This is a genomic window from Clostridium sediminicola (assembly GCF_050402865.1).
Classification (GTDB): domain Bacteria; phylum Bacillota; class Clostridia; order Clostridiales; family Clostridiaceae; genus Clostridium_AF; species Clostridium_AF sediminicola.
The window spans coordinates 371,251-393,549 of sequence record NZ_BAABMF010000002.1; the positions used below are offsets into that span (position 1 = coordinate 371,251).

Genomic DNA, 22,299 nt, shown 5'->3' on the forward strand with positions numbered 1-22,299 from the left:
ATATTAAATTGCCTCTAATTTTTCAGTTAATAACTTAGCAACCATTCCGGGATTAGCTTTACCTTTAGTTGCTTTCATAATTTGACCAACTAAAAATCCTTTAACTTGAACTTTTCCTTCCTTATATTGCTGAACAACATTTGGATTTTTTTTGATAACTTCATCTATTAATGGTTCAATTGCATCAGTTGAACTTATCTGAGTTAATCCTTTTTCTTTAACTATCTCTTCTGCCTCTTTATCAGTTTTTAACATTTCCTCAAAAACTGATTTAGCAGCTGTATTGCTTATTTTACCCTCAGTTATTAATCCTATAAGTTTATTTAATCTTAATGGAGATATCATGAATTTATCCGCAGTTATTCTTTCTTCTTTTAAAACTCTTGATACGTCACCTAAAATCCAATTACAAGCACTCTTTGCTTCACAACCGTATTCTATCAGCTCTTCAAAATATTCAACGAGAGGTTTATCTGCCACTAAAATATCAACTTCTTTATTACTAATCTTAAATTCCTTTTTAAGCCTTTCTTTTTTAGCTTCAGGTAATTCAGGCATAGATTTTACTGCATTTTCGATAATTTCATCCTTTACAACTATAGGAATTATATCTGGTTCCGGAAAATATCTATAATCATGAGCTTCCTCTTTACCCCTCATAGATATTGTTTTACCTTTACCGCTATCCCAACGTCTAGTTTCTTGAACAATTTTATGTTCTTCTCCGTATGTATATAATTCTAACTGTCTCTTTTGTTCTTTTTCTAATGCCTTCTGAAGTTCCTTGAAAGAGTTAATATTTTTTAGCTCAACTCTTGTGTTTAACTTTTCATCTCCTACTTTTCTCATGGAAATATTAGCATCACACCTCAAAGAACCTTGTTCCATCTTACAATCTGAAATTCCTGCATATTCTAATATTCCTTTTAAGGTTCTTAAAAAAGCAACGGCTTCCTCCACAGATCTTAAATCTGGCTCTGTTACAATTTCAATTAAAGGAACTCCTACTCTATTATAATCTATTAGAGTATATGGTTCATATTCCATATGAACTAATTTACCGGCATCTTCTTCCATATGAATTCTATTTATTCTTATAGATTTTTTGCCCTCTTCTGTTTCTATCTCTACTAATCCCTCTCTACAAATAGGTAAATCAAATTGAGATATTTGATATGCTTTTGGTAAATCGGGGTAGAAGTAATTTTTTCTATCCATTTTATTTAATTGATTTATTTCACAACCAATAGCTTTGCCTGCTTTCACTGCTAGATTTACTACTTCCTCATTCATTACAGGTAAAGTTCCTGGAAGCCCTAAACAAATGGGGCAAGTATTCGCATTTGGCTCTGCACCAAACTCTGTGGAACAATTACAGAATATTTTAGTTTTTGTATGAAGTTCAGCATGTATCTCCAAACCTATAATAGTTTCATAACTCATCTTAACCCCTCCTTATTTTAGACTTCCTCTTTTATTTTCATAAGCTTTCGCAGCTTTAAATATTTTTTCTTCTCCAAAATGTGGTCCTATAATTTGTAATCCTATTGGTAATCCTGATTGACTTTTCCCACAAGGAATAGATATAGCAGGTATTCCCGCTAGATTTATATTAACTGTGTAGACATCAGCCAAATACATTTCTAATGGATCTTCAGTTTTTTCTCCAATTTTAAATGGTAATATAGGTGATGTTGGGGATAATATTAAATCATATTTTTCAAAGACTTCTTTAAATTGCATCTTTATTTTCTTCTTTAATTTCATTGCTCTTTTATAATAAGCATCATAGTAACCTGAAGATAATGCATAAGTTCCAAGCATAATTCTTCTCTTAACTTCTTTACCAAAACCTTCTGTTCTACTCTTTTCCATCATATCATATACATCTTCAAATTTCTCTGTTCTATGGCCATATCTTACCCCATCATATCTAGCTAAATTTGAACTAGCTTCAGCCGATGAAATAAGGTAATATGCAGACAATCCTTGCTCTGTTATCGGTAATGATATTTCTTCTACCTTAGCGCCTAATTCTTTAAACTTTTCAATAGCCTCCATTATGGAACTTTTTATTTCTTCGTCTAAACCTTCTCCAAAGAACTCTTTAGGAACTCCAATTTTCATGCCTTTTATACCAGAATCTATTTTATCTAAATAAGTTGGATACTCAGCTGTTTTACTAGATGTATTATCTAGTTTATCACTTCCTTGAATAACTTCTAGACAAAGTGCACAATCATCAACAGTTTTTGCAAAAGGACCTATCTGATCTAAAGAAGATCCAAAAGCTATAAGCCCAAATCTTGAAACCAGTCCATAGGTAGGTTTAAATCCTATAACTCCACAAAACGCCGCTGGTTGTCTTATAGACCCACCAGTATCAGATCCTAATGAGATTGGTGCCATTTTGCTAGCAACTACCGCTGCCGAACCACCTGATGATCCACCTGGAACTCTTTCTAAATCCCATGGATTTTTTGTTTTCATGAACGCTGAATTTTCATTAGAAGAACCCATAGCAAATTCATCCATATTTAGTTTACCAATAATGACTGCATCTTCATCCTTGAGCTTTTTTATCACCGTAGCATCATAAGAAGGTATAAAATCTTCTAACATTCTTGAAGCGCATGTAGTTCTAATCCCATCTGTACAAATATTATCTTTTATCGCTATTGGTACTCCTGCAAGTTTACCTACCTTTTCACCTTTTGCAATTCTACTATCAACTTCCCTTGCCTTTTTAACTGCATTTTCTTCACATAAAGTTAAAAATGCATTAATTGATTTATCTTTTTCTTTTATACTACCAAAGTATTGTTTTACTACTTCTTCGCTAGTAAATTCACCTTTTAAAATACCATTTCTTATATCTAAAGCCGTCATCTCAACTGCGCTCATTCTTACTCCTCCTATCTTAAGAGAATCCATTGTGAAATTTAATTTATACTTGTATCAAAATCTCGCCGTTTCAACGAGTTTTGGACACGTATAAATTAATAGTTGAACTGGAATCTCTATATACAATCCATTGCCAAACTTCATTTATAACCCTTATTTATTCAATTACTTTTGGAACTTGAATACTTGTATCTCTCATTGACTTAACATTTTGGAATAACTTCTTTTTATCTTCAAAAACTGTAGGTTCATCTTTTCTAAATTCAGTATTTACATCTTCAAATTTATTTATATCAATATCATCTAAATTCACATTATCAATAGTTTTAAAATGACCTAATATTGCCTCAAATTCTCCTGCTAATTTCTCTATTTCTTCTTCATTAAATCTTAACTTTGCAAGTTTTGCAATATACTTAACCTGTTCTGGTTTAATTTTCATAGTTAATTTCTCCTTCCTTTTGTTATGGTACAAGCCTTTTTATATCTCTTGGTAATAATGTTGCTTCTCTGATATTATCAAGGTCTAATATTTTCATTGTAATTCTTTCAAGTCCTATGGCAAATCCTCCGTGCGGAGGCATTCCAAACTTAAATGTATCAGTGTAAAAAGTAAAGTTTTCAGGCTTTAATCCAAATTTCTTTATATTTCCCAGGAGCATTTCATAATCATGAATTCTCTGTCCTCCTGTTGTTATCTCTAATCCTTTATATATTAGATCAAAACTTCTAGTAACACCTTCTTTGCTTTCATGAGGCATTGTATACATAGGTCTTTTTGAAATTGGATATTCAGTTAAGAAAACAAAATCACAACCATACTCATCTTTAACATATTTAGAAAATAATTTTTCACCCTCTCCATCAAGGTTTCCTGGAGGAGATTGTTTGCTGAATTTTTCTAATAATATATCCTGTGCTTCTTTTAATGTAATTCTTGGAATCTTTAATTCTGATGGTAATTCTATATTATACATTTCAAGTTGTTCTTTACAAGTATCCTTTAAATGAGTAAATATATAGCTTAACATTGATTCTTCTAAGTCCATTAACTCTTCTTCATCTTTTATAAATCCCATTTCAACATCAAGACTAACATACTCACTTAAATGTCTCCATGTATTATGAAGTTCTGCTCTGTAAGCATGCCCTACTTCATAAACCCTCTCAAAACCTGCACCTACCATCATCTGCTTATAAAATTGAGGACTTTGTGCCAAAAAAGCTCTATTATTATAGAAATCAACAGTGAACATCTCACTTCCACCCTCAGTTGCAGAATCAATAATTTTAGGTGAATGAATTTGAGAAAAGCTCTTAGATCTTAAAAATGTTCTAAATCCTTCTTCTATTTCTTCTTGAATTTTAAATATAGCTCTTTTAGTTGGTTTTCTAAGACTAATACTTCTGTTATCTAGTTGTACATCTAACTTTGATTTTATTTTACCTCTGTTTATTGCAAAAGGTAAAACATCATAATAAGTTTTTCCTAAAACTTTTAAATCATCTACCTGCATCTCTATGCCTGAAGGTGCCTTCTCATTTTTTTCTACTGTACCTGAAACCTCAATAGACATTTCATTCCTTAAGCCTTTTATTTTATCTTCTTCTACAACTAATTGAATTATCCCTGTTTTATCTCTTAATTTTATAAAGTTCACTTTTCCTAAATTAACAATATTATGAATCCATCCTCTAACAATAATCTTCTTATCGGTTACTTTAATATCTTTCACAAAAATTCTTTCCATTTATATACCCTCCTAATACTTTTATTTGTCTATAATCCTCTTATCAATAATTACAAAAATGTATTAAAAAGGCAACAAGGCCGCTTCGCTATGGAACCTTAGGTTCCCTTCGACGATGCTATCGCATCTGAGCACCATCCTGAAAGAAGCGGGGAATACTTCCCTGCACCCCTTCATTTTTAATTACATAGGAAGTTATACTTTCCTATGTAATTAAAAAGTCCCTATACAATGTAATCATTGTATAGGGACGAATATATTCGCGGTACCACCCTAGTTAGCTTTCGCTCACTCATATTTCAGTACGGTTAAATAATATTTAACTTATACCTATTCCATATAACGGTGGACATCCGTCTAAGTCTACTCTTCTTTCGAATTTCGGTTAGCTACTCAAAGGTGTTCTTCACTATTATTCTCAATGTTAAGCTTACACTGTCCTTAACTCGCTGTGATTGCTTGTAATAGTTACTCTCCTCGTCACTGCTTTTTAATAAACTATATTTATTTTTGCTTGATTTGTATTTATTATAAACTCATTCTATAAATAAATCAATAGTAAATTTTATATTTCATTAATAATTTAATACGTTTTTTATCATATAATTGATTAATTATTATATTTTTTTCTTATTTCATGCATAATTATCAAATCACCGCGAGCTTTTTTGAACAATTATTAGTTAGCTTTATATCTCGCTTACTTTCATTGAGTTTTAATTATTATATATAACTCTTTGGATATTGTCAATCATAAAACATGTTTTACTATAAGTAACAACTCTAATTTATAAAACATAAATTAATATATGATGTAATGAAACTAAAAAGGAGTGATATAAATGTGTGGTATTTGCGGTTGGATAGACCTTAATAATAACTTAGCTACACAAAAAGATGTGCTTATAAAAATGACAAATACATTATCCAAAAGAGGCCCAGATGATTTTGGATATTATTTATCTCAAAACGCATTACTAGGTCATCGACGTTTAGTTATAGTAGATCCTGTTGGTGGAACTCAACCCATGGTTTATTGTAAATTTCATTCAGAATATACCATTGTCTATAACGGAGAATTATACAATACAGAGGATGTACGAAAAGAGTTGATAGATGTAGGTTATAATTTTCAATCATATTCAGATACAGAAGTATTATTAAAAGCTTATACCCATTGGGGAAAATTATGTCTTGAACACATTAATGGAATATTTGCTTTTGCAATTTGGGATGAAAAAGAAAAAGAACTTTTTATGGCAAGAGATCATTTAGGAGTTAAACCTTTATTCTATACAATTAAAAATAATTCATTTGTCTTTGGTTCTGAACTGAAAGCAATTCTTTCACACCCATCTATAGATGCAGTTGTGGATAAAGAAGGGCTTACTCAAATTTTTTCATTAGGTCCTGCCAGAGTATTAGGTAGTGCAATTTTTAAAGGAATATATGAGATTCCCCCAGCTTCTTACTTAATCTTCAATAAAGATAAGCTAACATTAAAAACTTATTGGAAGCCAACATGCGAAGAACATAGGGAAGATGTTGAAACTACCGCTGAACATTTAAAAGAATTATTGTCTGATGCAATAAATAAACAATTAGTAGCTGACGTTCCCGTATGTACTTTCTTATCAGGCGGTTTAGACTCAAGCATTATCTCTGCTATTGCATCAAAAAATTTTAAAGAAAGAGGAAAAACTCTACACACATACTCTATAGAATATGAGGATAATGAACAATTTTTTAAATCCAACAAGTATCAACCTACTTCAGATAACTACTATGCTTTAGAAATGTCGAAATTTATTGGAAGTACCCATCACACCATTATAAATAACAATAAGGATTTAGCAGATAGTTTAATAGACTCAATAAGAGCAAATGATTTACCGGGTATGGCTGACATTGATTCTTCTCTTTATTTATTTTGTAGAGAAGTAAGAAAAAGACATACTGTTGCATTATCTGGTGAATGTGCTGATGAAATTTTTGGAGGATATCCTTGGTATACTAATAATAATGATTTATTTAATAATGGTTTCCCTTGGTACAAATCTCTTAATGATAGAAAAAAATTATTATGTTCTGATTTAAAAAAAATTGATATTGAAGATTATTCATTTGAGCAGTACAAAAAAACCATCGCAGATGTTCCTCATTTAGAAAATGAATCTAATTTAGAATATAAATTACGAGAAATGTTTTATTTAAATATAAAATGGTTTATGGTCACACTTTTAAATAGAAAAGATAGAATGAGTATGTCTAATAGTTTGGAGGCTAGAGTTCCTTTTGCCGACTATAGATTAGTTCAATATGCTTTTAATATTCCATCTAGTATTAAATTTTACAATGGACGAGAAAAAGGCATCTTAAGAAAAGCTATGGAAGATATTCTTCCTAAGGAAATCACAAATAGAAAGAAGAGTCCTTATCCAAAAACTCATAATCCAAAATATACACGAATAGTACAGCAAAAAATGAATTCTATACTAAAAGATAAATCTTCGCCAATATTAGACTTAATAGATATCGATGAAGTAACTCGCTTAGTTACAACAGGAGGAAGTTCTTATAAACTCCCTTGGTTTGGACAACTTATGACTGGCCCTCAATTAATTGCTTATTTAATAGGCATAAATATCTGGTTAAAGGAATACAATGTTCAAATCGGTTTTTAAATTGTATTCGCTTTATAAATTATAATAAAAATTGACTTCTAGTAATTTTCAAATATTAATGCATTGCTAAAATAACATATCTTCTACATTTCTAGCAATGCATTAATTATTAGTTAAAAGTACTAACTTATAATACTAGTTTCAATTGCTTTTTACATACGAATTTCTTCAATCAATAAGCAAAATACTATGCTCAAAAATTTTCAAAAGGAATTAAATGAACTTAAAGATAGTTTAGAAAATTGTGATGATGAAAATATTTATAGTACAGAAGATGATCTTATCAAGAATGTTGATAATGTTACTAATAATGACTCAATAATTGACCCAAAAACGGTTAATTTGCCTATAGATACTATTGGAATCATGTCAATTCCTAAAATAGATTTAGAAGTAACTATTGGTGAAGGTATAGATATGTCTACACTAAAATATGCTTTAGGTTATTTTCCTAACACAGTAACGCCTGGAGATAGTGGGAATTTTGCAGTAGCAGGCCATAGAAATTATACCTATAACAAATATTTTAACCGGTTGAACGAAGTGAAAATAGGCGTTCCTATCATTGTAACAACCTTAAATGGCAAATTCACATATAAAATAGATAACATAAGAATCGTTGACCCTAAAGAAGTTTCAGTCCTTGATTCTACAGAACAGGCTACAATTACACTTGTTACCTGCACTCCAATAAGAGTTGCTACACATCGGTTAATTGTTAAAGGAACTTTGGTTCAGTAATTAATATATTTTATCCACATTTTATCCACAAACTTGTGGACAATGTTAATAATTTCTCCCTAATTTATAAAATATCATTCATCAAATTCACATCTAAAATGATATATGGTTTTATTTGTAAATATATATTTATATTACTTCAATCTATGTTTGGATTATACTTTAACTGTGGATTAATATTCTTTAACTAACATGATTAACACACACAATCCACAGCTTTATCAACAGATTTGTGGATAACTAGCAAATAATAACTTAATAATTACATATTTTTTGAAATAATATTAAGGTAAAATACAAAAACACGCTACTACAAGTAACGTGTTCATATATTTTACCTTAATCTATTAAGTGTATTCTCAATTAATGTTTCGTATGTATCTGATTGTTTTATATAGTCTTCAAATTTACCATTCTCTAAACTATCTACCAATTCAAGGTCTATAGGCATTTCTTCTAATAATGGTATTCCAAGATATTCTGCATGCTCACTTGCTGACTTTTTACTAAATATCTTTATTCTTTCTCCGCACTTTCCACACTGCACATATGACATATTCTCAACTGTACCTAATAATTTGATATTTAACTTTTCAACCATATAAATAACTTTTTTTACTATCATAGAAACCATATCTTGAGGTGTAGAAACAACAACCATCCCACTAAGTGGTATTGTTTGCATTACAGTTAATGCTATATCTCCCGTTCCTGGTGGCATATCGATTAAAAGGTAATCTAATTCTCCCCACTCTGAGTCAGCATACATTTGGTTCAATACCCCTGTTATCATAGGTCCTCTCCAAATTACTGGATGATCTTCTTTTTCCATAAGTAAATTTAAAGACATAATTTTTATTCCTAAAGAAGATTCAACAGGAAATAATCTAACAGCCTGTTCCTGTCCATCAATAGGCTCCATTTTCGCTCTTTCCTCATTTACAGCAAAAATTCTAGGCATAGATGGTCCTGTTATATCAGCATCTAATACTCCAACTTTGTATCCCATTTTTGCAAGTTGAATAGCTAATATACCAGTAACAGTAGATTTTCCTACTCCCCCTTTACCACTAATAACTCCAATTATATTTTTTATGTTTCCGAACTTAGGAAGTGTTTTTCCACAAGATTCTTCATTACAAGAACCTTTACTTGGACAAGTTTCACAATTACTCATTTTTTATTCCTCCTAGAAAATTATCATATCCAACCAATAATATTATAACACTACAAAAGTTATTGTCAAATGCCATTAATTAAAAATTATTTGGTTTCTTATCTTCATAGAATTCATAACTCCATATTCCATCATTATACTTGTTTATTATATAAAAAGTTCTAGATTTATTAGATTTTTTATTTTCAAATTTTATTATACATTTGAATATTTCACTCTTATACCCTGCAGTAGTTATATGCATTACTGTATCATAATCCTTTTTATCATTAGTTTCAATAATTTTTACATTTTTGGGCAACTCACCTTTAAATGTTTCCATATCCAATGTTAATATAAATTTCATTACCTCTCTATCTTCTAAGAGATTAATTCCTAATTTATTGATATTCGCCCCTTTATAATATTTATCTATAGATTTTAGTATATTTCCATAATAAACATCATTAAAATCACTTGGTCTTCTTAAATTCCAAAAATATTTAATTATATCATTATCTAATCTTTTCGATACTATATAAGCTGTATCGTCATTATAGAAATTTCCTGTCTCAGTTTTATCTATTCCAGCAACATAACTAAATTTATATACGTTAGATGATTTATCTTCTAAACTTATAATATAATCTGGTGTTAAAGGTATCTTTGCATCAACCCTATCAGCTTTTGATAAAATATCATATATTTGCATTATTGAATTCTCATCTTTTACAATAAATTTATAACTTTTATCTCTTACATTTTCAATGGTTATTTGCTTTATTTTACCTTCTTTTACATACTCAAAATCAGTATTTTTCATTCCTATTTTCACTTTTAAATCATCGATTCTACTACATCCCACAAAAAATATACTAAATAAAAACAACATATATACAATAAAAAGCTTAAAACTTTTGTTCATAAGTGTCCCACCTTATATATTAAAAAATTAATCAGTTGTAAAGTTAATTATAGCATACAAAAACAAAAAACTCATTTAATATTTAAACTATTAACAATATACTCAAATTCTGTTATTTCATTTAAACTTTTATCACTATCGTCATCTTTTGTGTAAAATGAAAATCTTATAAATCCATCTTCGTACTTTATAAAATTCTCATAAGCTCTATAATAAATATCATCTGATACCCTTATTTTATAAGTTACTATATGTGATTCTCTCCCTTTAACTTTACCAGGAGTGATATTGTATCCTATAATATCATTTTGCTTTTCTGCAATTTTTTTACTGTTTGTCAAAAATTCTTTTAGATCAACAGCTATCCTCCAAACTTGAACAAATCCATTAATAACTTGATTTTCTGACTTGAAATCATTGTGGTATATTATTTCATCCCCACTAAAGTTCTTTAATTCAGATTTCCAATGAGATGGAAGCTCATAACTAATATTCCCTTTTATTGCTTCATAAGTAGTATATTTTTTCGAATGTTGTGACTGAATTATAAAAGTTTTTCTTGGCTTTAAATAATTACCCATGAAAAATAATGCTATCATTAAAACCATTGCCACTGTTATTACTCCTACTTTTTTTCCATCTATAATTATCGCCCTCATTAAACTCCCCCTGTTAAAATAATTGGTTAAACGCTTATATATTTATATGAGAGTAAATCAAAAAAAATTAGACTATATTTAAATTAAGTATAGTCTAATATAATATTTCTATTTTACAGGTATTACTACACATGAGTTTTTAAAATCATAAAACATTAACCAATAACCCATTCCTGTTTCTTCACAATCTTCACATGGAACCCATGTTACAAAACCAGTTTTCCCTTCGAATGGTTGTTCTCTTCTAGTTTTCTTTCCTGGTATTCCATAAACAATATACTTCATGAAGCCTTTTTTATTACATTTATAACCTATTAAGAAATGTTTATAGCTTTTGATATATGAATAATAACATACCATAGGATAATAAACTACCGTATATTTATTATAATCAGATGCCTTATCCATATCTGCCATATCTAAATATTTCACTTTAAACCACTTACATTTTCCTAATTCCTTATGAAAATAATCAAGTTCTTCTAATCCATGTGCAATTTTCATAAAGAACTCACCCATAGCACCTTTAGGATAATCGTCTTCATTTTTACGCATTTCTTGCACAATCAAATCCTCTTTATCAGAATCTTCCTCATCAGAATCCTCTTTTTCGCAATAATCATCTTTTTCTTCGTAATCATCTTTTTTCTTAGATGTTTCTATAGACTTCTCGTACTCATCAAATACATTATCAGCTTTTAATTTTTCGTTACGCTCAGAAGATTCATCATCTTCCTTATTAACAGATGATCTTGGTTGAACTTCTTTATAATCTTCAACTATTTTTTCTTCCTTTTGTACTTTTTCTTCCTTTTGTACCTTTTTTTCTCTGTTCTCAATCAAAGAATATGTTTTCCAATCACTTAATGTATTCCCGTTTACAAAGCCACATAAAACTGATACCATATTAGTATCAATAAACTTTACTATAGCAGCACCTTTAATTTTATCTATAGTAATATTAAAATTACCAATATTTCTTGAATCATAATCTAGTGAAATATCGCTTCTTCCATATTGATCTAAGCTTACAGTTCCTAATTTAATTAATTTTTTTTCACTTTTTTTATTACAGATAAGCACCATATAATATGGACCTTGAGACTTTTTAAGGTTTTGTGCGTAAAAACTTATTTTACATTTATCTGTTTTCTTTTCAATTTTTGCGTACCCTGTCGGAAATTTATCATTTCCAATAGAATATCCTTTTTCATCTTCTTGTAATATAATAAAGTACCTACTATAGTTTCCTTTTGAAGACACTTTCACATCCCCCACTTTAATTATTCATTATTATAAATATATGTATAAAGTCCAAAAAATGAACTCTTTTTTTATTTATATAGAATTAATATTCATATGGGTTTTAAAATATTCTATAATCTAGATACTTTTTATAGTTATATTCCTTTGAACACAACTATTATTTATACTCTAAAATAATATCAGATAGTTTTCCAAACTCTTCAATAGTCAATGTTTCGCCTCTTCTTTTAGGATCAATTTCTGCCTTTTCAAATATATCATCTATTTTATCTGATGGAATCATTTTTAAACTTTTAACAACATTTCTCAATGTCTTTCTTCTCATATTAAATGATTGTCTAACTACTTTCATAAATAACTTTATATCTTTTACATCTGCTCTTGGCTTATCTAATTTACTTAGTTTAATAACAACAGAATCAACTTTCGGTTGTGGAATAAAAGATGAAGCCGAAACATATCTAACTATTTCCGTATCACAATAATATTGAACTAGAATAGATAATGCTCCATATTCTTTTGTACCAGGATTTGCATCTATTCTTTCTGCTACTTCTTTTTGAATCATAATAGTTAAGCTTTCGAAATTGCATCCTTCATTCAATATTCTTGCTATCATAGGAGTCGTTAAATAATAAGGTAAATTGGCAACAAATTTTACCCTTTTTCCTTTAATAAGCTCATTATAATCTACTTTTAACGCATCTTTGTTTATAAGTTCAAAATTATTATACTCTTTTAATTCTTCATTTAAAATTGGTATTAATGATGAATCAAGTTCAATAGAGTATACTTTCTTAACTCTTTCTAATAACTCTTTAGTTAACGTTCCAACTCCTGGTCCTATTTCTATAACAACATCATCTTTATTTAAATGTGCACTATCTATTATATTAGTTAGAACAGATTCATCAACCAAAAAATTCTGACCTAAACTTTTTGTAAATTTAAAACTATATTTATTTACTACTTCTTTTGTGTTTAATTTACCCATTATCAATCTCCTTATTAACTTTATTTAATGCCGTTATAAACTCTTCTTTAGTAATCCCAAAATTGTTCAATCTAGTAATAAATTGAGCAGAATTACAATATCCTATTCTTAATTCTTTTCCAAGTAAGCTTCTTCTTTCCTTAGCTTTATCATTCCCGGTTAATTTAAAAAAAATCAAATCTTGTGGTCCAAAAACTTTTCTCTCAATTTTAACTTCACACTTTGCTTTACTTAGAGCTTTTCTAATAGTCTCTGGTGATGCATTTTCAACTCCAATATCATCATTTTTTAAACCTTCATCTTTTGTTATGTATGCATGTTTTATGCCTGGAACTCTTTTTGATATTATCTTTCTTATTTTTTCTCCCGCAAAATCAGGATCAGTTAAAACTATGACTCCCTGTCGTTTTTGTGCTTCAATTATCCTATCGATAACTTTTTTATTTATCCCAAATCCTCCAACAGCAATCATTTCAGCATCTACAGCTCTTTTAACTGCTGTTATATCATCTCTTCCTTCAACAACTATAACTTCTTTTATCATCTTATTACTCCTTATACATCTTTATCTATAATATTGTCATCTATATATAAGTTAATGTCAAGAAAAAAAGAGCGCTCTGCGCTCTATTTCAATACATACACATTCAAATTTCTAACACCAAAACTATTACATTGACTTTTAGTGGTAAAATATAAATCAATCTTATTCCCTTTTACAGCACTACCTTTATCTGCAGCTATAGCATAACCATAACCATCAACATACAGTTTTGTGCCAATAGGAATAACTCTTGGATCAACTGCAACAGTACTATATCCATTTGGATCTCTTTTAACATGCATACCAGAGTAAGTAATTCCCCAACCTGGATCTCCAGGATTCTTGCCTGTATCGGCATAACTTAAAGTATAAGCAGTAGCTCTCATATAAATTTTATTTTTATATGTAAGACTCCCGCCACGAGATAATGCAAGTTTTCCTAAAGTCCCAACAGAAACTATCTTATCTGTAGGTTCTTTAACTACCGCATCACTTATAACTTCTCTTGAAATCTCCTTACCATTTTCGTATACAATTTCTGTTTTGATTTCTCTTTCTCCAAAATCGCCTTCTTGCAAAGTCTTCTTGGTTCCTTCATAAGAATCATAATCTTTTTTGATTACAGTAGCGAATTCGATGGATTCTTTCTGAACTTCAATTGATCTTTCAACTCTTGTAATAGATATATTCTGTCCATTTTCTATTTTGTCATCTAAAGAGAGTGATATTCTGTCTTCCTCTCTTAATTCAATACCTTCGGATGAAAGTAAACTCTTTACATCCTCTTCAGCAGTTAACAAGTTTATAGTTTTTCCATCCACCTGTACTTGTACACTTTTAGCTTTTATAATACTAATAGTGCCTCCATCAACTACTGTACTTTTCAGACTTGGTTCTATTTTGTCCTTGGGCCCCAAAATAATATCATTCCCTGCAAGAATACTTGCAACCTCACTTCTATATGTCTCAACATTTGTTTCTTTTCCGTCAATTACTATTCTGATTTCTTTCTCCATATTTCTGATGCTAATGAATATACTTGCAACCACAAGTACACTTAATAAAAATGTCAATAGGCCCGTTGAAAAGTATTTTTTCAACCTGAAATTCCAATTAATACACATATACAACCCCCTTGACTAAACAATGCCACTCATTATAACTTATTTAACTCAACTAGTCAAATTAAGCATTAATTCGTAGATATTGGCAGCCTGTTTTGTGAGTATATATTAATGTATCATATACATAGAGAGAGTATACTACACACCATATACATATGATACAAATTTAAGCTTTTATGCATTAGTCTATAAAAAATCTATTATAAAACTTAATAAACATTAAACTGGAATCTTTATACTATATATTCTTTCAGCATTTTCTTTTGAAGCTTTTTCTATTTCCTCATATGAAACTTCTCTTAACTCTGCTATTTGATGAATAATATTAGAAATGTAATCAGATCTATTTCTTTTACCTCTATGCGGAACTGGTGCCATGTAAGGACAATCCGTTTCAACTAAAATTCTATTTAATGGAATATCCTTTGCTACATTTTTTAATTTTTTAGCATTTTTAAACGTAACTACCCCTGTAAACCCTATATAATAACCTTCTTTAATACACTCTTTTGCAAATTCAACACTTCCAGAAAAACTATGTATTATTCCATTAACTTTTGGATAATCTTTTATAATATTCAGCACATCTTCATGAGCTTCTCTATCGTGTATTACTACAGGTAAATTTAATTCTTGCGCTAACTCCATATGTTTTCTCATTACCTCAATTTGGGTTTCCTTTGGAGGATTATCCTCCCAATAATAATCAAGACCAATTTCTCCGATAGCTTTTACCTTACTGTGAAGTGCCATATTCTTTATTTCGTCATAAACATCATCATTAAATTCATTTGCGCATTCAGGATGTATACCTACTGCTGCGTAGAAAAAATCATATTTCTTTGCTAATTCTAAAGAATCAACTGCGCCTTTATAGGATGAACCACAATTTACTACTGCAATAACATCATTTTCCCGAAGTTCCCTAATAACTTCATTTCTATCATCATTAAATTTTTCATCATCATAATGAGCATGTGAATCGAAAATCATATTTTCCTCCTGCTACCTTTACTTTTTAAAATTTATCCTCATTATACCATCTTTTAGCTGTTTATCAAAATATTTAACTCAATAATCGTTTTTCATATTGTTACAAGTTATTTAAACTATATACATTTTTACTAAATATATGCCAATAAAGAAGAAATAAAGCCCATTAAACATCCTAGAACCGCTCCTAACCATGTAATAGCATTTAATTCCTTACTAGCAATTTCTAATATGATTTTTTCTGCATATGATACTTCAAAAGAATTTATCTTATTTTCCACTATATTTCTTATTTCTAGAGCTTCTATAAAATCAGATGCATTATTTTCTACAAATTTGTCATATACATTTTGTACAAAATTTGAAGTACTATCAGATATATTTTTTCCACTCCATTTAGATATATCAGTAATTGTCATAGCTTCAACTCTATTAATAAATTCTGTAACAAATCCTTCAACTCTATTTTCAAATTCTTTATTATCAGATATATTAGTTATAAACGATTGTATCATTGTATCTATAATTGAGTTTATACAAACATTATTCTCATCTAGTATCTTTTGTAATGAGTCATAGCCATTAACTTTTTCTTCAATACTTTCACCCAACTTACACAACGTATCTTCAGTTAACAACTTTTCTCCGAAAATGGAAGATAAGTACTCACTACTAGACTTTATTTTTTCTATTGATAAATTTCTTGTCATATCTAATAAATTATTTTTAAGTATTTCATCAATAAATTTATTTATAACTAATACAATTTCTACTTGATTATCTTCATTCTCAAGGTGATCATTAATAGCACCTATAACTTTTTCATAAATCGAATCTGCAGTTATAAACATTGCAACCATTGGATTTAAATTAGTACTTACCATACTTGCAATAGAATTTTTTATTTTATCTTTAATGTCATCTTTTTCAATGAACTTCTTAATAAATACTGAAATTTCTTCTCTACGGTTATATAAATAAACTTTAAAGGAACCTACAACCCCTGCTGGAACAATTTCTTCTAAAGATTTCTCATTTTTAGTTAATTGGACTATCTTTGTTTCAATAATACTAGCTAGTTGACTTCTAAATCCTTGTGAATTTTTATACTGAACACATTTTGCTAAAATATTTGCTTTTGTATTTTTATAATATGAACTTTCTAACAATTCTTTCGGATTTTTTTGAAGCTCTTTTGATATATAAGTTTGTAAAATATTTCTTAGTTCTATTTTAAACTTATTTCCTTTTATTGTTGTTAAAATCGCCTCATTAATTTTGTTATTAATATATTTTTGGCTACATTCATATTTAGAGCCAAATAAAGCTCTTAACTCATGACCTATAGTAGATCCTTTTATTTCTAAATCACTAATCTTACTACTCACCCATTTTTTTAATTTACAATTCATTTCATTAGAACAAAGTGACTGAACTAATGTTTCACTAGTTAGTAAATGATCCCCTATTGCATCTGCTACACTTTTAGCTATTCTATTTTTTTCTTTTGGTATCAATCCTGGAGTGAAGGGGATTTTAACCCCAAATATTCTTTTTTCAGTATGTGGTTTAAATAGCATTTTTATTGCTAACCAGTTAGTAATATATCCAATAATTGCTCCTATCATTGATGTAAATAAAATTTTCATTGTATCCTTCTCCTTTAACTATACACAACTTTTAACAAAAATAATTTTACTACAAAACATTAAAAAATTAAATAAATTTAAATATTAATTTTACATTATAAAAACAGCTCCTAAAATATATATTCAGAAGCTGTTTCTCAATTGGATATTTTCCGATAGAAAATATCCATCAACTCTTAATTCTTAATCATTTACTACCTTACAATAGATCCAGTTGGAAGTTTTCCAGGATCTACAGCAAATAATTTATCCTTATCATCAGAAGCAGCTAATATCATACCTTGTGATAACTCACCTCTTAATTTAACAGGTTTTAGATTAGCAACTATAACAACATATTTGCCTACTAATTCTTCAGGTTTATAATATTGTGCTATACCAGAAACTACTTGCCTTGTTTCTGGTCCGAATTCTAATTTTAATTTTAGTAATTTCTTAGCCTTCTTAACTGGTTCACATTCTAAGACTTTCGCAACTCTTAAATCAATTTTCTCAAAATCTTCTATAGTTATTTCAGGTTTAATTGGCTCAATAGTCGCAACCTCATTAGCCTTTATTTGTGCTTCTCTTATCTTCTCTAGTTCCTCTAATTTTTTATCAATATCAATTCTAGGGAAAATTGGTTCTCCTTTTCCTAACTTGACTCCTGCTTTTGTACCATCAAATGAAGCAATGCTATCCCAGCTAGTAAGTTCAACTTTTAATTGTTCACCCATTTTCTTACTTGTATCAGGTAAGAAAGCTGAAACCATCACTGAAACTATTCTTAAACTTTCTAATAAATTGTAAAGAACTGTTCCTAGTCGTTCTTTTTTAGATTCATCCTTAGCAAGTACCCAAGGCATTGTTTCATCTATATATTTATTACTTCTTCTAACTAAAGTCCAAATTTCATCTAATGCTTCTGGAAGTTTTAGCTCATCCATTCTTTTTTCTACTTTAATTGGCGCTTCTAATGCAAGTTTTATAAGTTCATCATCAATAGGCTCTTTTGCAATAGGAGCTTGAATTTCTCCATCAAAGTATTTATTAAGCATAGCAATTGTCCTATTTAATAAATTACCTAAATCATTTGCTAAGTCAGCATTTGTCTTTTTGATGAATATTTCATTATTGAATAATCCATCTTGACCAAAAGGAATTTCATGCAACAAATAGTATCTTACTGCGTCAACACCGAAATTCTCAACAAGTACAACAGGGTCAACAACATTTCCTTTTGATTTTGACATTTTACCACCATCTACAAGTAACCAACCGTGACCAAATACTTGTTTTGGTAACTCCAACCCTAATGCCATTAACATTATAGGCCAATATATTGTGTGGAATCTCAAAATATCTTTTCCAACCAAATGAACATCACAAGGCCAATATTTTTGATATAATTCATTATTATCTTGATCATAACCTAGAGCAGTTATATAGTTTGATAGCGCGTCTACCCAAACATAAATAACATGTTTTTCATCAAAACTTACTGGAATTCCCCAGTCAAAAGTAGTTCTTGATACACATAAATCTTGAAGGCCAGGTCTTAAAAAATTGTTTAACATTTCATTTTTTCTTGATTCAGGTTGAATGAAATCTGGGTGTTCTTCAATATATTTTATCAATCTATCAGCATATTTTGACATCTTAAAAAAGTATGCTTCTTCCCTTGCTGTTTCAACTGGTCTACCACAATCTGGACACTTTCCGTCAACTAATTGAGTTTCTGTCCAAAAAGATTCACAAGGAGTACAATATCTTCCTTCATATTGATCTTTATATATATCTCCTTGGTCATATAACTGTTTAAATATTCTTTGAACAGTTTTCACATGATAGTCATCTGTTGTTCTTATAAACTTATCATAATCAATATTCATTATTTTCCAAAGATCTTTTATACCTGCAACAATATTGTCAATATACTCAATAGGCGCTACCCCATTTTCCTCAGCAATTCTTTGTAATTTTTGACCATGCTCATCTGTACCAGTTAAGAAAAATGTATCATAACCAGTCAGTTTTTTAAATCTTGCAATAGCATCCGCAGCAACAGTTGTGTAAGTATTTCCTATATGAAGATTTGCAGATGGATAATATATTGGTGTAGTGATGTAATAATTCCCTTTACTCATGATTTCTCCTCCTTATTTTTAATAAATTATGCTCCAAACTCGCAATTACTAATGCACAATTCAAGCAATTTTATATACAAAAAAGTCCCTAAGTAATAATCTACTTAGAGACGTATAAACGTGGTACCACCCTAATTTATCTTTATCTCACAATAAAGACCTCAAAAGTGACTCCTCAATATGATTCCATCACTCTGCATTATAACGGTTGCATCCGAAAATCCCTACTTAATTTCGAGAAATTTGCTCCAAGGCCATGTTCATAAACTTCTGTGCTACTAGCTTTCACCTACCCTAGTTCTCTATAAACACTTTCATTTACTACTCTTCTCTTCAACGCAATAAAAATATAATATTCTTAATAAAATATTATGCTAAATCTCTCCCTATGTCAATATGATATCCCAAAATTAAATATTTATTCCACTTTTAATACATAATTAATGTGATATAATTTATTTCGTAATGATAAAGATAATAATATCAGGTTACAGTTGACAATTGACCGTTGACAGTTGACAGTAAAAGACACCTTTTCCTACGTAAAAGGCTTAACTTTAAGATTTTCTAAAAGAAAATCTCATTTACTGAAAACTGTACACTGTCAACTGTCAACTAAAAAAGGTGGTTTTGTCAATGAATGAGAAAATACTTTTAGTAGAAGATGAAGCTTCTATTAGAAAATTCACAAAAATAGTATTAGAAAAAGAAGGTTTCAGAGTTGTTACTGCAGAATCAGGTGAACAAGGTTTAGAGCTAGTAAATAAAGAAAATCCAATAATAGTACTTTTAGATATAATGCTACCGGGTATAACAGGCTTTGAAGTTTGCAAAAAAATACGTTCAAACTATACAGATATAGGGATTATAATGTTAACAGCAAGAGGCCAAGATAACGATAAAATATGTGGATTGAATAATGGTGCAGATGATTACGTTGTAAAACCTTTCAACCCATTAGAATTATCTGCCAGAATAAAATCTTTACTTAGAAGAATGAAATCAGAAACAATTGAAAATTTCATTAAATCAGGCCCTTTTAAATTAGACTTAGATAATCAAATTGCTTATAAGGATGAAATTGAATTAAGTTTGACACCAAAAGAATTTTTAATGTTAAAAATTCTTATGCAAAATAAAAATAAAGCTCTTAGTAGAAGTGAGTTACTAGATTTGGTATGGGGTTATAACTACTTCGGAGATACCAAGATAGTTGATGTTAATATTAGAAGAATCAGGAGCAAACTTGAAGAAATGCCTTCCAATCCTAGTTATGTAGAAACAGTTTGGGGAACGGGCTATAGATGGAAGGAGAATTAATTTGAAATCTATAAAAACCAAAATCGCTCTTAGTTACCTTGTGATAATTGTTATTACTGTATTGTTAGCGGAGATGAGTTTGATCTCTCTGTTAAGAAAATATTATTACTCTAATACAAAAGAAATTTTGCATAATGAAATAACTCTATCAGCAGATTTTTATAGAACTTATTTATCTTCACAAAGCCTAAAAGATAATATAGCAAAAGATGTTGATATATTTTGGAAAAATACAGAAGCAGAAGTGCAAATAATAGACACAGAAGGAAACGTTTTAATGGATTCAATTGGGTTTTTACCTAAATCACCTATTTCATCCACAGACTTTGTTTCAGCCTTATCTGATGAATTTGGTTATGATATTCACATGTCACAAGCAAAAAATGAAAACTTAATGAGTGTTGCTTATCCATTAAAATCTGGAGATTCAATAGTAGGTGTAATTAGGTTTATAACCTCATTAAAAAAAGTTGATGCTACCATAGAAAAAATTTCAGTATATCTATTTTTATTAGGTATATTATTAATTATAATCTCTACTATAGTTAGTCTTTTTATTGCAAATTCAATAACTAAGCCAATATCAGTTATAACTACAGGGGCTGAAAATTTAGCGCACGGTAATTTTGAAGACTCTATAGAAAAAATTTCTGAAGATGAATTAGGAAAATTAACAGATACCTTAAATTATATGTCAAAAGAAATCATAAAAAACGAGAAACTAAAAAATGATTTTATTGCTTCTGTTTCACATGAACTTCGTACTCCTTTAACCTCTATAAAAGGCTGGGCAGTCACTCTTGGATATATCGCTCCAGATAATTCAGATGAATTCAGTGAAGGTTTAAAAATTATTGAAGATGAAACTGATAGACTAAGTAAACTAGTTAACGAATTACTTGATTTTTCCAAATTAGCTTCTGGAAATATAACTTTAAATACAACACAGATTAATATAAATAATTTTTTAAAAGATATTGTAAAAAAAATTGCCCCTAGAAGCCAAAGTGAAGGAATTAAAATTTCATGTAATTTTTATAGTGATTTACCCACTGTAAATATTGATAAAGATAAGATTACCCAAGCTATAATGAATATTATAGATAACTCCTTTAAATTTACTCCTCAAGGTGGTTCAATCTGTTTAAATACAAAACTCTTAGATGAAAGTGTTGAAATAAGCATTGAGGATAATGGTTGTGGAATTCCAAGTGATGAATTACCTCACATTACAAAAAAATTTTTTAAAGGAAAGAACGCTAATTCAAAAAATGGTATTGGTTTATCAGTTTGTAAAGAAATTATTTCATTGCATAATGGTAGTATTAAAGTAAATAGTTCAGAAGGTATAGGTACAAAGGTAAAATTATACCTTCCTATACAAAAATAATAAATATAAATTTAATATTTTTGTAACCTATTCTTGTATTGAGATATTATAATTAGAATATAATAGTTTATGG

At 29.2% G+C, this 22,299-nt stretch carries 18 protein-coding genes and 2 other annotated features; of the genes, 4 read left to right on the plus strand and 14 right to left on the minus strand.

Translation table 11 applies throughout. The features are described from left to right. Positions 1-3: 3 nt before the first annotated feature. From gatB to aspS, 4 genes are all read right to left on the minus strand, one after another. Positions 4-1,443: an Asp-tRNA(Asn)/Glu-tRNA(Gln) amidotransferase subunit GatB gene (gene gatB / locus ACQ3F0_RS05620; RefSeq protein ID WP_428864168.1), complete on the minus strand. Its 1,440-nt coding sequence runs from the start codon at positions 1,441-1,443 to the stop codon at positions 4-6. 12 nt (positions 1,444-1,455) lie between these two features. After that, entirely contained in the window at positions 1,456-2,904 is a 1,449-nt protein-coding gene (gene gatA, locus ACQ3F0_RS05625) for an Asp-tRNA(Asn)/Glu-tRNA(Gln) amidotransferase subunit GatA (protein ID WP_428864169.1), read from the minus strand. Positions 2,905-3,061: 157 nt separating this feature from the next. Further along, positions 3,062-3,346, minus strand: a complete 285-nt coding sequence (gatC, locus tag ACQ3F0_RS05630) for an Asp-tRNA(Asn)/Glu-tRNA(Gln) amidotransferase subunit GatC (RefSeq protein WP_428864170.1) — start codon at positions 3,344-3,346, stop codon at positions 3,062-3,064. 22 nt (positions 3,347-3,368) lie between these two features. Continuing rightward, positions 3,369-4,655: an aspartate--tRNA(Asn) ligase gene (aspS, locus tag ACQ3F0_RS05635; protein ID WP_428864171.1), complete on the minus strand. Its 1,287-nt coding sequence runs from the start codon at positions 4,653-4,655 to the stop codon at positions 3,369-3,371. Positions 4,656-4,898: 243 nt separating this feature from the next. Next, positions 4,899-5,148 (minus strand) — a binding site (T-box leader). 349 nt (positions 5,149-5,497) lie between these two features. Here aspS and asnB point away from each other — a divergent pair. Then, positions 5,498-7,339 carry an asparagine synthase (glutamine-hydrolyzing) gene (gene asnB, locus ACQ3F0_RS05640; RefSeq protein ID WP_428864172.1) on the plus strand — a complete coding sequence of 614 codons (1,842 nt, stop codon included), beginning with the start codon at positions 5,498-5,500 and terminating at the stop codon, positions 7,337-7,339. Between the two features lie 189 nt (positions 7,340-7,528). Continuing rightward, positions 7,529-8,080 (plus strand): class D sortase, encoded by a 552-nt coding sequence (locus ACQ3F0_RS05645; protein ID WP_428864173.1) that lies wholly within the window; start codon positions 7,529-7,531, stop codon positions 8,078-8,080. A gap of 334 nt (positions 8,081-8,414) precedes the next feature. Here ACQ3F0_RS05645 and ACQ3F0_RS05650 read toward each other — a convergent pair whose 3' ends face one another. From ACQ3F0_RS05650 to metG, 10 genes are all read right to left on the minus strand, one after another. Then, positions 8,415-9,257, minus strand: coding sequence for an Mrp/NBP35 family ATP-binding protein (locus tag ACQ3F0_RS05650; RefSeq protein WP_428864174.1), 843 nt, complete (start codon positions 9,255-9,257; stop codon positions 8,415-8,417). A 79-nt stretch (positions 9,258-9,336) separates the two neighbouring features. Next, positions 9,337-10,161: a YhfM domain-containing protein gene (locus ACQ3F0_RS05655; protein ID WP_428864175.1), complete on the minus strand. Its 825-nt coding sequence runs from the start codon at positions 10,159-10,161 to the stop codon at positions 9,337-9,339. Between the two features lie 71 nt (positions 10,162-10,232). Further along, a complete protein-coding gene (locus ACQ3F0_RS05660) occupies positions 10,233-10,820 on the minus strand; it encodes a hypothetical protein (protein ID WP_428864176.1) in 588 nt (195 codons plus the stop codon). A 108-nt stretch (positions 10,821-10,928) separates the two neighbouring features. Then, positions 10,929-12,083 carry a DUF7922 domain-containing protein gene (locus tag ACQ3F0_RS05665; RefSeq protein ID WP_428864177.1) on the minus strand — a complete coding sequence of 385 codons (1,155 nt, stop codon included), beginning with the start codon at positions 12,081-12,083 and terminating at the stop codon, positions 10,929-10,931. 160 nt (positions 12,084-12,243) lie between these two features. After that, the gene (gene rsmA / locus ACQ3F0_RS05670) at positions 12,244-13,080 is read right to left on the minus strand and encodes a 16S rRNA (adenine(1518)-N(6)/adenine(1519)-N(6))-dimethyltransferase RsmA (protein WP_428864178.1); all 837 of its coding nucleotides are present in this window, start codon (positions 13,078-13,080) and stop codon (positions 12,244-12,246) included. Further along, positions 13,073-13,624 carry a ribonuclease M5 gene (gene rnmV / locus ACQ3F0_RS05675; protein ID WP_428864179.1) on the minus strand — a complete coding sequence of 184 codons (552 nt, stop codon included), beginning with the start codon at positions 13,622-13,624 and terminating at the stop codon, positions 13,073-13,075. Before rnmV ends, rsmA begins: the two co-directional genes overlap by 8 nt. Positions 13,625-13,707: 83 nt before the next feature. Beyond that, positions 13,708-14,748: a resuscitation-promoting factor gene (locus tag ACQ3F0_RS05680; RefSeq protein ID WP_428864180.1), complete on the minus strand. Its 1,041-nt coding sequence runs from the start codon at positions 14,746-14,748 to the stop codon at positions 13,708-13,710. A 219-nt stretch (positions 14,749-14,967) separates the two neighbouring features. Then, the gene (locus tag ACQ3F0_RS05685) at positions 14,968-15,741 is read right to left on the minus strand and encodes a TatD family hydrolase (RefSeq protein WP_428864181.1); all 774 of its coding nucleotides are present in this window, start codon (positions 15,739-15,741) and stop codon (positions 14,968-14,970) included. 131 nt (positions 15,742-15,872) lie between these two features. Next, positions 15,873-17,390 carry a DUF445 family protein gene (locus tag ACQ3F0_RS05690; RefSeq protein ID WP_428864182.1) on the minus strand — a complete coding sequence of 506 codons (1,518 nt, stop codon included), beginning with the start codon at positions 17,388-17,390 and terminating at the stop codon, positions 15,873-15,875. Positions 17,391-17,584: 194 nt separating this feature from the next. Beyond that, complete coding sequence (gene metG, locus ACQ3F0_RS05695) at positions 17,585-19,516, minus strand: methionine--tRNA ligase (RefSeq protein ID WP_428864183.1); 1,932 nt, start codon at positions 19,514-19,516, stop codon at positions 17,585-17,587. 103 nt (positions 19,517-19,619) lie between these two features. Beyond that, positions 19,620-19,862, minus strand: a binding site (T-box leader). A 290-nt stretch (positions 19,863-20,152) separates the two neighbouring features. On the opposite strand from metG, the gene ACQ3F0_RS05700 reads away from it, so the two are divergent. Continuing rightward, positions 20,153-20,836 carry a response regulator transcription factor gene (locus ACQ3F0_RS05700; RefSeq protein ID WP_428864184.1) on the plus strand — a complete coding sequence of 228 codons (684 nt, stop codon included), beginning with the start codon at positions 20,153-20,155 and terminating at the stop codon, positions 20,834-20,836. A gap of 1 nt (position 20,837) precedes the next feature. Beyond that, positions 20,838-22,226, plus strand: coding sequence for a sensor histidine kinase (locus tag ACQ3F0_RS05705; RefSeq protein WP_428864185.1), 1,389 nt, complete (start codon positions 20,838-20,840; stop codon positions 22,224-22,226). Positions 22,227-22,299: the final 73 nt, after the last annotated feature.